This is a genomic window from Eximiradius proteiniborus (genome assembly GCF_058546985.1).
This window is the reverse complement of sequence record NZ_CM178592.1, coordinates 1,084,593-1,099,673: the sequence shown is the minus strand read 5'-3', so window position 1 is coordinate 1,099,673 and position 15,081 is coordinate 1,084,593. Positions and strand designations below refer to the sequence as shown.

8 protein-coding genes are annotated in these 15,081 nt (G+C 35.6%); 1 reads left to right on the top strand and 7 read right to left on the bottom strand.

From position 1 onward, the window contains the following. Position 1 precedes the first annotated feature (1 nt). Complete coding sequence (locus ACY2LT_RS04610) at positions 2-1,135, top strand: hypothetical protein (protein WP_491816669.1); 1,134 nt, start codon at positions 2-4, stop codon at positions 1,133-1,135. Here the strand turns inward: ACY2LT_RS04610 and ACY2LT_RS04605 are convergent. From ACY2LT_RS04605 to ACY2LT_RS04575, 7 genes are all read right to left on the bottom strand, one after another. Continuing rightward, positions 1,119-3,971 carry a S8 family serine peptidase gene (locus ACY2LT_RS04605; RefSeq protein ID WP_491816668.1) on the bottom strand — a complete coding sequence of 951 codons (2,853 nt, stop codon included), beginning with the start codon at positions 3,969-3,971 and terminating at the stop codon, positions 1,119-1,121. The genes ACY2LT_RS04610 and ACY2LT_RS04605 overlap by 17 nt on opposite strands. 17 nt (positions 3,972-3,988) lie before the next feature. Further along, positions 3,989-6,127: an OmpA family protein gene (locus ACY2LT_RS04600; RefSeq protein ID WP_491816667.1), complete on the bottom strand. Its 2,139-nt coding sequence runs from the start codon at positions 6,125-6,127 to the stop codon at positions 3,989-3,991. A 14-nt stretch (positions 6,128-6,141) separates the two neighbouring features. Next, a complete protein-coding gene (locus ACY2LT_RS04595; protein WP_491816666.1) occupies positions 6,142-10,977 on the bottom strand; it encodes a choice-of-anchor D domain-containing protein in 4,836 nt (1,611 codons plus the stop codon). Positions 10,978-11,065: 88 nt separating this feature from the next. Then, on the bottom strand, positions 11,066-12,757 hold the full coding sequence (locus ACY2LT_RS04590) for a YCF48-related protein (RefSeq protein WP_491816665.1): 1,692 nt from the start codon (positions 12,755-12,757) through the stop codon (positions 11,066-11,068). Then, complete coding sequence (locus ACY2LT_RS04585) at positions 12,758-13,585, bottom strand: carbonic anhydrase (protein WP_491816664.1); 828 nt, start codon at positions 13,583-13,585, stop codon at positions 12,758-12,760. It lies immediately after the preceding gene. A gap of 6 nt (positions 13,586-13,591) precedes the next feature. Continuing rightward, positions 13,592-14,032: a ferritin family protein gene (locus tag ACY2LT_RS04580; RefSeq protein WP_491816663.1), complete on the bottom strand. Its 441-nt coding sequence runs from the start codon at positions 14,030-14,032 to the stop codon at positions 13,592-13,594. Then, on the bottom strand, positions 14,029-15,030 hold the full coding sequence (locus tag ACY2LT_RS04575) for a helix-turn-helix transcriptional regulator (RefSeq protein ID WP_491816662.1): 1,002 nt from the start codon (positions 15,028-15,030) through the stop codon (positions 14,029-14,031). The genes ACY2LT_RS04580 and ACY2LT_RS04575 overlap by 4 nt, the downstream gene beginning before the upstream one ends. Positions 15,031-15,081 lie beyond the last annotated feature (51 nt).

Below are 15,081 nucleotides of genomic sequence, written 5' to 3'. Positions count from 1 at the left end.
TATGGCAAAAATTTCACCTTTTTTTGCTCTCGATGCAGTTGAACTCTTCGAAAATGGCAACTATGATGATGCTATTGCCTTGTGTATTGAAGGTATAGAGCAATTCCCTGATTATCTTACCGGCTATGTTACAATTATTGATTTATTTATTAAAATTGGCAACTCCCAAAAAGCTAAAGAATACTTGGATAAATTCAAACTGATTTCGAATAATCACAAGCAAATTTCTGAACTCGAAGAAATACTTCTTTCTCTCGAACAAGCCCAGGATACTTCAATTGCAGATGAAAATGAAATAATCCCTGATATTGAACAAGCTATCGAAGAAACTACTTTAAACAGCATTCTCGAAGCCTATCAAACTGAATTAGAAGACAATCAAGATAATGAGCTTGAATTAAGCGATAGACAGGATAGTAGTTTCGACGAACTAACGTTTAACCAATCTGAACTTCAAACTGAAATAGAACAAACTGATTTGATTCAAGATAATCTTGAAATCTCCGAACTCCGACAGAGCTTTGAAGAATTACCTGCTGATTCGACTTTTGAAGAAAATAATCAAGATGTTTCTTTTGAAAACAATCTTATTCAAGAAACAGATATTGAAACTGAGCTCGAAATTTCTGATGATGTTCCTCTGCAATCGATAAATTTGCCCAAAGGTTTTCTCAAAGCTTTTGCAACTGCGATAATTCCTGCTGATTACCATCCTTCTCTGAATGTTGAAAATAAACTATTGATTGATGGGCTTTTCGACTATCTTTTCTATGATTTTTCGTCCAACAAACAGTATTCAAATTTAGAAATTGAAGCAAACTTCGACATTAATTCCATAATTTCTAAATATGAAAAGAAATCAAATCAAGAAGATGAAATACAAAAATTAGCTGAAAAAATTTCAAACATCAGTAAAATTGAAATCTCTGAACCAATTGAAGAGGAAACTGAAGAAGAACCTGTAGATTACACTCCTCCTGCTACTGAAACTATGGCGAAAATACTTGTTCAGCAAGGGCAATTCGAAAAAGCCTATCAGATATATCTCACTCTTTCCGGAAAAGAGCCTGAGAAATACGATTATTATTTAGAAAAAGCCAATGAAATATTATCAAAAATTAATCAACAAGAATAATTTTTGTACTTAGAACAGTTCCATCGTCAAACGTTATACGAAGAAAATGCATACCAGTTGTCAATTCTGATATATCATATGTCAATGTATTTATTCCCGAACCGATAAATTTTTTCTCGTCTAATATTTTTTCTTCCCTACCAAGTTCATTATAAATAGAAATTCTTCCAACATTGTTTTTTGCAGAAGATAATTCTAAAAATATTTGTTTTGTTGCTGGATTTGGATATACTTTAAAAATGTTTGCTTTATCTCTGATTTCAACACTTGCAGAAATAATCTGATTAACGAAAGATTTCGCATAACTTGCTTCTGCCACTATGTTTTGCTCGTCCATTCCAAGCACTATCGCAAAAGGCACAATTGCAGAATCGCCCGCTGCTAATTTAAATGGTCCAGCCGAAATTACCATTGATGCATCTGTAATTGATGATTGCTGACGTTGAACTCCGCCTTTCAAAAAACGCAATTTTTCTTCTCTTGTAAAACCATCATATACACCCGGATTTTCTTCACTATTTCCATCATTATCAATTGCGAAAAAACCATTATTGAATTGAGACAAATTTACCACAGCACCAATTGGCACTCCTTCGTCAATTGATTTCGCAATTGCTATGTTCTGCTGCTCGTCCCACCGAATAAAATTTCTTTGCGGACTTCCGATATCCCAATCAAAATATAATCCAAGATAAACAGAATCAATCTCCTTGTTGGATAAATTATAGACTTTGTAAAAAGTGAATATAGTATTTTCAATTTCTTTCTTTTTAAACTGATAATTACTTTGGCTAATCCTCAATTTGCTAACATTCAATGTGTCGTCATTAATCGTTTCGAACAAACAACCTCCTTCCGCATCTCCAAAAACTCCGGGGCTATTCAGATTCATTGTCTTAATTATTTCATAATCGACATCTTTTCTCATCTGATATTCACCACGTGCCACATTATATAATTCATTCCCATTTACAGACATCAACAAAGCACCTTCATAAGCCATACTTTCGCTGTCTTTATATCTTATGCCTTTTCCTTGCTGATTTTTCGGGTAATCATTATAACCAATATTCCCAATACTATTGATTGATACAGTTACATTATTCTTGTCGAATGTTCTGTATGATGGTGAAATAATTGCTTCGTAAGCGAAATTGTCCGAAAGATAGCCATCGGCAATAATCCTTACTACAAGCTTTATTTCCTTATCATATTCATTAGTATTATTTACTATAAAAGCAAACTCATCTGTTTGAGCGATTTCAGAGCTATTGATTTTTCCAATGAAACAGGTATCATTAAGTACAGTTATATAATTACTATTTGTTGTATATATCTTAATCCTTACATTTTCTGCATCATTTAGATAGTTGATAATTGCTAATTTGAATTTTATCGTATCATTCGGAAAATATTCATTACCATTGGTTTTACCAGTATTTTGCAACGAAAGAACTTTCAGCGAAATAAAAGAATTGTCTGTCATCACTCTCAACGCATTTACCCGCCCTTTGCCCAGCATCCCTGAATAATAAGGATTATTGTAGTCAATGTAATCTGAACTTGCTTTTACAATCTCACGTATTACGAAATTTGGTTTACCGGGGAAACGGTTCATTGCTAACGCAGCAACTGCAGCAGCGACTGGTGATGCCATCGAAGTGCCGCTCATTTGGCGATATTCATTACCAGGAACCGTCGATAGAATTTCTACGCCCGGAGCTGATACATCTATTTTGTAATGATAATTTGTAAAATATGCTCGTTTGTCCTCGCTATCAACCGCTGCAACAGACATTACCCCATCATAAGCAGCTGGATAAAAAATCAAATATTGATTATTGTTGCCTGCTGCCGCTACTATAAGCGAACCTAATTCATTTGTTGCTCGAATAATATCTGCTTCTGCAGAAGAAAAATGCGTTCCACCCCACGAACAATTTATTACTTTTGCTCCCATCGAAGCCGCATACAAAATTCCTGCATATCCATTTGCAATATTTGCAGCATTTGGAATGTCAGAACCAATTTTCACAGGTAGCAATTTGATATTTCTCGCAACACCTGCTATCCCGGTCCCATTATTAGCCACTGCTCCAATAATTCCGGCTACGTGTGTTCCGTGCGAATGCCCGGGCATTGGGTCGTTATCACCATCACCGTAAAAATCCCAGCCCCTCCAGTCATCTACAAATCCATTCCGGTCATCATCAATTCCATTATTCCGTTTATCATTTCCGTGTTCATCAAATCCAATTTCACCTTCATTATAATAGATATTGTCTTTTAAATCTTCGTGTAGATAATCTATTCCTGTATCAACTACCCCAACTATTATCGTGATGTTTGTATCAATGTAGTTCCAGGCTAAGTTTGCCTTTATTTGCTCAATGTAATTTTGTTCGGTAAATAATGGATCATTCGTAATTTCCAGTAATTTATGCATAAACAATGGTTCAGCATATTCTATATCAGGATAATTTGCAATTTTCCTTGCAGCAACAAATGGATCAATCGACTTTTTGTAATCAATCACTGCAATTAAATCTAAATTTATTTCTTTGCTCCCAGAAGCATTTTTTTGCCGTTTTTTGATTATTGCTGTATTATATAACTTCAGTAAATTATCAGAAATAAAAGGGATTGCAGTGTTTTCTCCAATAATCTTTTCAAATTCGATAAAACTTGTTTGCCTGTTTTCGGCTTTCCATTTGTTCGCAGCTTGAGAGTATTTTTTAAATTTCACAACAATTTTATTCGGATAATATTCTTCGTTGCCCGCAAAAATTATTACAGGCAGACAAAACAAAAAAAATAGATAAATTATTTTCTTCATTTTATTTCTCAATACAATTAAAAAATAGGTGTTCTTATTTCAATTTTCACGGTTCTACTGTAACTCCTACCTTCTGGAATATTGTTGTCGAATAACAGTTCATCGCTTCCAATAGGATACAACTCAACATTTTCAGGCTTTATTTTTAAATAATTCCGAACTTCTTCCGATCGCCGCCGAGCCAGTTCCCTGTTGTATTCTAAAGTGCCCGTTCTATCTGCATAACCAAATATTTTCACTTTTGAATTTGGAGTTATTTTGCTTTGAATATATTCAAGCACTGGTTTATGAATTTCGAGTATTGTTGATTTATCAAAATCAAACAAAATTAATGAATATCTCTCTATGCGATAATCATTTTCGATAATTTCCCGCTTTTTACGAATTGTTTTTTGCTGAATGCTAATATTTTTCGAATATGTTTTCACTTGGTTCTCGTTGTCTTCAACTTTTAGGGTGATAATTGCTTCCTGTTCTAATTTGGGTATAGGAGATTGAACAATTTCCCACACGAATTGTTCTGGTATTCCTTTCCCTTCATTAGTTCTGATTGTTTGATTGCCCTGTGATATATCTAATTTGTATTCTTTAATTCCAGCGCTTGTTTGAATTAATGGTCTTACTTCAATTACCGGTGGATTGGCAATTATATCAATTTCCTTCATATAAACAGGTGCAATTATATTAGCATCATTTGATGTAATTTCAACTCGACTGTTTTCTTCAATGCCTTCAGGTATCACTGGATTTGTTGGTTTTGCCGGCAAATTCGATGCTTGTGTTTTTATCCTCTGAGGTTCAATTCCCCATACTCCCACAAGATAATTCTTAACGGCTTCTGCCCGCTCCAAAGAAAGTTGCAAATTATTCTGTTCCACACCCGTATTGTTATTTGTTCCAGTAAGAGTAATATTTGCTTTGGGATTATTTCGTAAACGATTGCCAATAATATTCAACAATTGATAATAAATCTCCAGAGTGTTCCATTCTAACTTGGTTTCACTAAATTTTGGAGTTTCCTCTTTTGGTATCCTCCTTATTTTTGTTTTTTCCAGCGATTTTTCTCCCGCCGGGAAAAACACATATGGTAATAGCGGAAATCCTTCTTCTGTTTCGACCTCTTCAATTATCAAAGTAGGATTTTCCGTCTTTTTGCCTTGCTTGTCTACACCAAAAACATCGAAACTTACCTCTAACAATACTTCTTTTGGCAAAACCCGTTCGTAATATTCCTTTATTATTGTTCTCTCAATTTTATCTTTTTCATTCTCTATTATTTTTGTTTGTCGTGTCGTTTTAGTCAGTCGAACAAATTCAGTTTTAACGCTCTTATCGACTATTACTGTTGTATCTTTTTCAAATATTGTGTCTCTCAAAGTAATTAGTTTGGGTTCATAAATAGGGAACTTCAAATTCAAAGCGAATTGAACAGTATTAACTTTCCAATCAACTTTCGATATGTTAGTAAATGGAATATAAAAGTTTATCGCAGGGGACATATATGAATTTGCACCAATCTTCAAATCGTAGCTTAAACCAATATCCCCAAATAATTGCAATGCATTTTTATCTGGAATTTCTTCATTTTTGTATTCATTACGTATTCTTGAGCCACCAACAAATGTAACATTATTGGGACGCAGTAGTTTCTCTTTTTGGCTAAAATTAGCTTCATACAAGTAAGAAAGTCTAAGCCCGACTATTGAATTTAATTTATCGAAAATATTATATGAAATGTATGGTTCTGCACCAAGTGTATATTGCTTGCTTGATAAAAAGTGTTCGACTTCTGCTCTTTGCACTAATATTGTATTGTAAGGTGGTGCTTCCTCACGAAGTTCAGTGTTTCCAATTATTTCTTTGGGTGAAAAAGTCCCATCTAATTGCGAAAAACCAAATTTCAAGCCCCAGGAAAATTGCTCATTAATTTCTTTTTCAAACAATCCGCCAATTGAAAGACCACTTCCAACTGCACTTTTGAACTTCGGACAGCAATTAGCATATTTCTCATCTAATTTGTTAAATGATGCTATATGATTGTTGTAGTTCAGTCCAAAATATCCACCTAAATAAAATTGAATTGCTCTTTCCTGAGAAAAAATCAAATTGCTTGATATTACTAATAAGATTAAAGAAACTTTTATAAACTTTGTCATTGATTTATCCTTTTCTACTTATTTACAATGATTAATTTTGTATAATAAGTTGTTGGTGTTGTTAATTTTAATAAATAAACACCGTTGGCTAATTTTGATGAATTAACATTAATAGTTCTCTCTTTTATTCCGGATTGACCAATTTCAAAAGAACCAATTTCATCAACCATTACACCGTTCAAATTATATAGTTCAAGCTTATGAAAACCGCTTTCGAGCAAACTAAGGGTTATCGTAGTATTGTCCGAGAACGGATTTGGCGATACAATTATCGAAACAGGACGGTTATGCACATCAAGCAATCTATTCCCGCCTTCCGGACAAACTTTTATCGACAATGAACCGTTTTCAAAATTATACCTTTGCACTCTTATTGTATCAGGATTACTTACACTTAAAAACCTGAGTGTTGTTGCTGTATCGTTCCCTAACAAAACGTCTCCGACTATCTCGGCTATTTTTATCTCAGTATTCAATTGAGCAATACTAATATTGTTAATTCCAACCCCAATAATTCTATTCTGATTTACTATGCTGTTGCTTATTATTCTACCATTTGCAACGTTTTTTGGATAAAATAAACTTCGGTTGAATTCAACAAAAAGCGAATCAATACTGAAGTTTTGCAAAGTGTCGTTTTCTATTTTCGCATAAATTGGAATAGAATAATCAGTCCAGCGCGGATCGAGCAATTCTAACTGCGGTATCTTTAAAGTTAATATACGAGGAGGAAGACCACTTCCTTCCAAATAAATATATATTTTTTCATCACAATTCTTATATCGGGTATTTATTACGATTGTGTCGAAATATTGCATTTGTGCAAGTGGTAAAAAACTAACTGTGAATATTTGTTGCTCCTGCGGATTTAATGTATATCCGGAAATATCTGGATCGACAGAAAAAACAGTTGGATAATACTTTGGCATTTCAATAGAAGTTACTGTAATTGGGAAAATTCCTGTGTTTGTAAGCGAAAAACTCATCTGTGAAATAGTGTTTATAACTTTCCCACCAAAAGAAATATTATCTGGCACAGCAATAGCAGTTGAACGTTTCTCGCCAATTAGTTGAACGACAATTGTTGTGTCCTCTCCGTTGCTCTCAGCCTCGAACATTATATATGCTTGTTTATTGCCATTTGTGCTATTTAAGGGTTCAAACGATACTATCATTTCAAATGTTTCATTCAGTACAAAACTTCTTGGTAATGTGAAGTTTTGCCCACGAAAATGGAATAAATCTTTATCAATTCCATCGATTTGCCAGGACTTCAAAATAATTGGATTCGTAGATGTATTCCTAACGTAAATTGATTTGACAGTATCTTCGCAACCGGAAACAATTCCCCAGTCCACCGGGCTGTTTGTGGTTGGGTGAGAGTAAATCTTGTTAAATGTAATGAGTTCAGTTGCTATCCAGTTGCATTCTTCAAATTCAAGCAAAAATGGCTCTGATTTGTTGATTCCTTTATCAATTCTGATTGAAAAATCAATATAATGTTCTTCATTAGGCAGAATTACTCCGTTTGTTGGTGTAAAATTACCGGCAATTTGCTGATTTTCGAACTTTATGTTTTTCAGATTTATTGGTAACAGACCATTGTTTTTAATACTAAATGTTGAATTAAGTGTAGTACCTACCGGAACATCTCCTAAATCAATCGGATTTGGAACAATCACAATATCCAATGTATCCTTTGTTCCTTTCAGTTGTATTTTCACTTCTTCGTAACCGGGTTCATCTGTGTTGATTATCAGTTCTGCTGCAAAACTTCCGGCAAATCCTTGCTCGAACTTAATTATATATCGCACAGAATCACCGGGCTGAACAGCAACTGGTGTATTTGGCTGTTCTGCAATTGCAAATGCATTTGAGCCGACAATTTTAGCAGGTTGAGTTACATTATATCTAAAATTCGAACCTGTCGGATTTATTAAATAAACTGTATCGTATGCAATTTGGCAGGTATATAGTGTGTCAAAATCAAGCAAATACTTTGAAGCAAGAACACTTGTTTCTAATCCCTTTCCTCTAAGCGGAATTCCATTATCATATACGCACGTGCTGTCGGTTGGCAATGTTATAATATTCAATTGTCCAAGTAAATTGCCTTGATTCAACGGAGAAAATCTAACTGTAATAGTAATCTCATCATTTGGATTTAATACTCTTGGCAAACCTGGCATTACATCTACCATCGAAAAATCATTCCCAGAAACACTTACAGAATTTATATGAATTTTGGAATTGCCAGTGTTTCTCACTCTTATTCCTTTTAAATTCGAGCTTCCAATACGCGTATCAGGGAAATCCCCATTATCCAAAAATGTCAGTTCTGCTCTTGTTGTTATCAAAATTATTTCTAATGAGTCAATAATATTGTCGCATTCCTGTAATTTGTAATATAATTTGTAGCTTCTTGTTCCCAAACTATTCGCAGTCAAATCTATAGTGTAGGTGCAAGTATCCAACTTTGGAATTGAGCGATTCCCAACTATTTGAGTGCTAATATCTGAACTGCTTGTTAAGATATTTTCTAAATTGATAATTGTGTCAGACAAGTTCCCAACACTTGCAAGTATTTTGTAGCTTTGTCCTAAGCAGGCATTAATAGTATAAGTTTTCACACTCGATAGATTTATTCCGTTACTGTATGGTTGAATAAAACTGTGCAAGTTAGTAGATAAATTTAGAGTTAATATGTTCATATTAACGGAAATAGGGAAGGGGTTGGCAGCTCCTGTCCAATAATCATTATGATTAATAAATAGAGTGTCGTTGATAATTGTTGGATGATTTTTCTTGTAATTATATGATATTTCAATGTCTATACTATCAAACGGTGCAACCATTGTATTATTTATGTTAGACAAAAGAAAACCCTTAGCCGAATACGCATCCGATAATATCAAATCTGCATCACCTAAGTTATAGATTCTTGCTTTGAACTTGACTTCTTGTCCATCGCAAGCGAGCAAAGTATCACTGAAAAGTGTATCTTGGCAATAAAACTCAGGTATTTTCTCTAACAAAAGCACATTGGCTGCTGCTTGGGTCATCAAAAAATCAGGTTCACAGCGATACTCATTTGATTTTTCAGGATTTGGAACATTTTGCAAGGCAACGAGATAATACACAGAATCTGTTCTATCAAGAAGCATTCGCACTTCCCAGAAACCCTGATTTTGTGGAATAGTTGTAACATAAGTCCATTCACGGGTTTCAGGTTTTAGCCATATCTGCAAAGAATCCTCAAATTTTTTGCTACCTCTAACCAAAAATGGGACAAGAGGTTTTATGTATTTTGTTGTATCTGTCGAAGGTCCTTGATAATATGTCATTGGCTCTGCAGCGGCGCTGCCGATATTTACATTCCAATTCGGAGCATCCCTACGCACACGTCCCCAACCGCCAAACTGGTTTGTCGCACCACCGGCTTTGCCACCTTCAATAAAAATTGATTGGGAACTGCCATTATCAACAGATAATTTTGCTGAGGTAATAACCGAACCTCCGCTTCCACCTCCTCCATTTGATGAATTGACGCCATTTTGTCCATTTGCACCTTTTGCAGAAATTCGAACGTTGCTGATTTCTGGTGCATAAATCATTATTGCCCCACCGCCGCCACCTCCACTTCCGGAATAATTGCCACCAGATTGTGGGTTCCCGCTCGCACCACCACTCCCTCCGGCTAATGGGGTTATCATTCTGTTACCTACTGCTTTACCACCTGAATTATTATTTCCTTGACCATCTGTAGCATTACCACCAGAACCTCCCGGTGTATTTTGTTTTACTCCGGAACCACCTCCATAGCCACCAGCTGGAATACAATTATTGCCGTCATTACAATGTTCTCCCGAACGCCCAAATGGATGTCCGGTTCCACCACCAGCAGATTCATAAACATTTGGAATGTAACTTGGCGGAACTCCATTCAACGAATAACCTCTTGCTGGTGTGTTGCTTGTAATTTCTAAGGTACCTATTCCAGGTGATTTCATTGAATTAGTTACACCAGGCAAACTGCTGTTGTTTCGTCCACCGCTGCCACCACCGGTAAATCCATTTCCTCCATCATCCCCATTTTGAGAGTTATCCGAAAACAGACCGGCATCGTAAAATCTTCCTCCGCCACCTCCACCACCAGGACCAGCATCTAATAGTCTTGTCTGTCCACCGGTTAATCCGCCATCTACTGAAATTAATGTATTTGCTCCACCTCTGATTGGACCTTTTGATATTAAAATAAACGGTAAATAGCCTTGATTACCGGGTGTTGTCGGGTCTGGGTCCGATGTCGATACATAATAAGTTCGATTTGCCAATATCATAGAATCAACTATCATTGCTCCACGCGGCGAACGCTTGCCAAGAGAACTAGCTCCAAGTACGCTATCTATACTACTGCTTTTGTTCCCAAAAGGAAATGGCTGAACAACGTATAAATCTACTTCGTTCGATAAAACACCATTTTTATTTATTCGCACTTTTATTCTGAAATCCTGTTGAAGCAAACTCCAGTCCCACGAGTTTGGTTTCAATGAGGGATGAGCAAAAACTTGCGTCGAAATCATTCTTCCCTGCCAGCTTACCACCAATGGACCAAAGGTTATCTTCCACCTGTCGCTTGGATTGACAACCTCAATTTTCAAAGTATCTGTCGGCAAATTGTAAAATGTTCTATCTGCTCCAAAATTACCGTATGCGTTATATGGTGCGATAAATTCAACGTAACTGTTCATTCCGGGAGCAACAATATCAGGTTGCAGATAAGAGATAACTACATTGCCTTCAGCTAAATACGGAAAAACTCCTACTAATAATAATATTAGTTTTTTCATAATAATATATTACTCTATAAGGTAACTTAATTTTCAGTTTTTTTGAATTAGACGTAGAAAAGTAAAAATGTTTTAATTAAATTTTCATTTAATTAGGTGGGTAGAGCAACGATGCGTTAGTGTTTGTGATGTAAATTATATATCCTTTACCGGGGATTAAATTCTGCAATGTGTTTGATGAATTTGGCTTGAAGGAATTCCCTCCTGTATCTTTGACGTGGTCGTATGCTCCGGTGAGAGAAATAAATCCAAGTGCAGGAGAAATACTTGAATTCCTTAGATAGGGTATCCAGTGCCAACCAATTCTGTTTAAACTTATTGAGTAATTCTCAGGACTTATCGCAAGACCACTAACACCAAAACTTGTCGTGTCAGATACCATTATCAGATATGCTTCTCTGTTGTTCCAGGCTGATAATGTATTTACAAAAGGTGGACAAAATATTCTTCCATCTGCACTTTTAGCAATTATTAATTTACCACTCGTCTTTTGTTTGATTTGCGAAAACAAACTGTCAAAAGGAAATACATTCAACGACACTAAGTTCCAACCAGCAGACAGATTAATGTTTTGTGTCGTGCTATCAGCAGTTGTAAAGCTAAAAACACTGGACCAAATAGACGAATCTGTCGCATTCTTGGAACATACTCGCCAGTAATAAGTTGTATTTAATTGCAAAGACTGTAATTGAATATTTGTCGTATTTGTAGTTGTATTCAAAATAAAATTACTAAAATTACTATTTGTCGATACTTGTACTCTGTATGACAATGCAAGCGATACATTGCCCCAATTCAGAGATGTATTTGGGTTAATGTTTGTAGAATTGTTTGCCGGAGAAATTAAATTTGGAGGTTGCAATGCACTTTGTTCGTAACGTAGCACATTCCCACCATAACCCACAGCGTAAGCGATACTTGACGAAACATATTGAACATCGGTTAATTGCACTGATGAACTCGTCGATTCATCAATCCAGTTTGCTCCGCCGTCAGTTGTCCTCAATAATTCCCCTCCAACTCCTACGCACGCCCCAATGTTCATATCATAAAAATGCACTGCAGTAAGCTGAGCGTTAGTGCCACTTGTTTGTTGTATCCAGGTTGTCCCACCGTTAGTAGTTTTAAGTATGGTTCCATTTCCACCGACAACGTAACCAACATTGGTATTGACAAAACTCACACCAGCTAAATTTTCTGTTGTGCCACTGTTTAATGTCAGCCAACTTGTTCCACCATTCGTTGTCTTCAGAATTGTTCCATTTGCTCCTACAACCCATCCCGTTGTTGAGCTAATAAAAGATATTCCAAATAAATCTTCTGTTGTCCCACTTGTTTGAGATGTCCAGAGCGAACCACCTGTAATCGATTTAATTATTGTGCCAGACCTTCCGATTGCCCAACCAGTTGTTGAGTTCACAAACTGAATTCTAAGCAAGTCATTTGTTGTCCCGCTAAATTGAAGATTCCAATTACTTCCGGCATTCGTCGTTTTCAGAATAATACCAAATAATCCACAAGCCCAGCCTGTTGTTACATTTGTAAAATAAACGCCAGATAGCATATAAGTATTGCTAACATTCTGGCTAATCCAACTGCTCCCGCCATTTGTTGTTCTGGCAATTGCTCCAAGCAATCCTACTATATAGCCATTATTCGCATCAACAAAATGGGACGAATTGATCTGGAATGTTGCATCAGTATTTCTGTTTATCCATTGAGAGTAAGAAACATTTGCTGATAATAGAATTATTACCAGTATGTAAACTTGTTTCTTCAATTAAGCTTTCCTTTTTGATAGAATAGATACAAGAATTGTTGCAATTAAGCTCACAATTACAACGAAAATTCCCATAAAGGAAAAATTCTTTGATGTGAAAAAGCTTTCTTTACTTGGATGAAGTTCTTCACTATGCTTTGACTTATCAACAAGTTCCCTCTCATCTGGATGGTTGCCTAACCACTCAATTTTCCCTGTTTCTACGTCATATATTGCTCCAACAACTCCAAGCTTTTTCTCCTCAATCAAATGTCCTATGATTTTACTTTTTGAAATAATATCGCTCATTGTTTGAAATACGTTTTCTTTAATAGTTAAATCTACCACATCATGCTTGTCGGAATGCTCTTTTTGAACTTTTTCAAATGCTGGCTTTATCTTATCAGCTAATTTAGGTAGATGCCCTTCTAATTGAGCACCACTCGCAACTGCTGTTACCGCTCCGCATTTCGTATGCCCTAAAACAACAAGCACAGGAGTGCCTAGATGTTCTGTTCCATATTCAACCGTTGCTATTTCATTAACGTCTGCAACATTTCCAGCTACTTTTACAACGAACAAATCCCCAACTCCCTGGTCGAAAATCACTTCCACCGGGACCCGTGAATCTGAACAAGCAAGGATTGTTGCAAATGGCTTTTGCCCTTTGTTAGCTGTTTCTTGCCTACGTTCAAATGTTTGGTTTGGATGAGTGGCTTGCCCCGCAACAAAGCGTTCGTTTCCTTCTCGTAGCCTTTGTAATGAAGCATCCCAAGGGGTTGCACCCAAATTGCCAACCATTCCCAAAAAAGTAATAGGAATTAGCAGTAAATAAAATAAATTTTCCATTTTTATCTAATTTTCCTTTAAAATTTCTTCATCATAAATAGTTTCAAGTTGTAATTTATGCTTTGCTTCCTCCTGAGACAATCGAATGAATACATTACGTGCCTCGCCTTCCACCTCAGCCGCTAATTGCTGATACAAACTCATTGCTCGTTCTTCTCTTTTCATCGCAATTATTAATATTTGCTGAAATGTTATGTCGCTTTCCGCTTCCACATCATCTATATAATCACTAATAAGCAAATTCGTTGGCTGCTCTATTATTCCTATTTCCGACGGATTATCCAAATAGTTTTGAAGTATGGTTTTGTGAGATACTTCCATTTCTTCCAACTCTTTCAGAAATGCTTTGCTCGATTCATACTTTGCTGTGTTTTGTAGCTTTTGGTAAAACTCTATTGCTTCAATTTCCTTATTAATTGCAAATTCAATAATATCTTTTACTTTCATTTTTCATTTCCTTCTATTTCTTTATATTCATAATCTATCAATGCTCTTTCAAGTTTTTCAATAATTGCTTTCCTTAGTTCTTTTGGCTTCTTTATTATAATGGCAGAACTCCAGCTCATAACCCAACTAATGAAATCAGGTCCGATTGGAACTTTTAGTTCCATCGTCAAACTTCCATCTTCTTCTTCAATAATATTCTGTGTTTGATGCCACTTCCTGTTAATGAAATAATGCTTGAATTCTGGCTTAACTGTCAATACAATACGTTTCGGTTCACCATAAAACACGCCAAATCTGTTTTTTGTCCATTCTTTAAAACTAAATTCCGGCAATTTCTTCTTGTAGTTTTGAACTTCCTCCGTTTTTACGATATTATGAAGTGCAAGTGCTATATGCGAATCGTGTTTTGGCACATAAGCAACCGCATACAACGCTCCGCTGTATGTAAATAAACATCTTAAATTAAGCAATATCTTGTTTATTATACCTTTGCTTGAGGTATTATAATCTATATTTATCCATTTTTTGTAAACAATTGCATCAATTATTTCTTTTAACTTGTCGTTATACTTTGAATAATCGAAATATCCAATATTTTGATCCCAAAACAAACTTTCAGGTGCGTATATCTCCTCAGGGGCAAACTTTTCTAATTTATCTACCAACCTGTTGATATCATCTTCAATCACCGTTCCACTAAATGTTTTCAAATGTGCTTTTAAAATATAGAACGACAAAATCTCATTATTATCAATTCGCATCATTGCTTCAGCTTTGCGTATTTCCTTCGGAATAAACCACAAATGCTCTTTCCCAACTCGTGTAGCATTTACCGTTGGTTCGCACTTTTGCAAAAGCAACATATCGCGCTGTACAGTTCTTAACGAATGCGGTCCAAATTCCTTGCAAATCATCTCATAAGCTTCTGACGTTGTATATTTGTTTCCCATCTGTAGTTTTTTTAACAAAAAAACTATCCTTTGTGCCTGATCTGCCATTCTTTCCCCTTGTATTGATAATTTTATTACGATTAAAGTTGATTAATAATT

What these genes read in the sequence shown, in the direction of transcription:
- ACY2LT_RS04610 (WP_491816669.1), top strand. Translation starts at nt 2, where the DNA reads ATGGCAAAAATTTCACCTTTTTTTGCTCTCGATGCAGTTGAACTCTTC.
- ACY2LT_RS04605 (WP_491816668.1), bottom strand. Translation starts at nt 3,971, where the DNA reads ATGAAGAAAATAATTTATCTATTTTTTTTGTTTTGTCTGCCTGTAATA.
- ACY2LT_RS04600 (WP_491816667.1), bottom strand. Translation starts at nt 6,127, where the DNA reads ATGACAAAGTTTATAAAAGTTTCTTTAATCTTATTAGTAATATCAAGC.
- ACY2LT_RS04595 (WP_491816666.1), bottom strand. Translation starts at nt 10,977, where the DNA reads ATGAAAAAACTAATATTATTATTAGTAGGAGTTTTTCCGTATTTAGCT.
- ACY2LT_RS04585 (WP_491816664.1), bottom strand. Translation starts at nt 13,585, where the DNA reads ATGGAAAATTTATTTTATTTACTGCTAATTCCTATTACTTTTTTGGGA.
- ACY2LT_RS04580 (WP_491816663.1), bottom strand. Translation starts at nt 14,032, where the DNA reads ATGAAAGTAAAAGATATTATTGAATTTGCAATTAATAAGGAAATTGAA.
- ACY2LT_RS04575 (WP_491816662.1), bottom strand. Translation starts at nt 15,030, where the DNA reads ATGGCAGATCAGGCACAAAGGATAGTTTTTTTGTTAAAAAAACTACAG.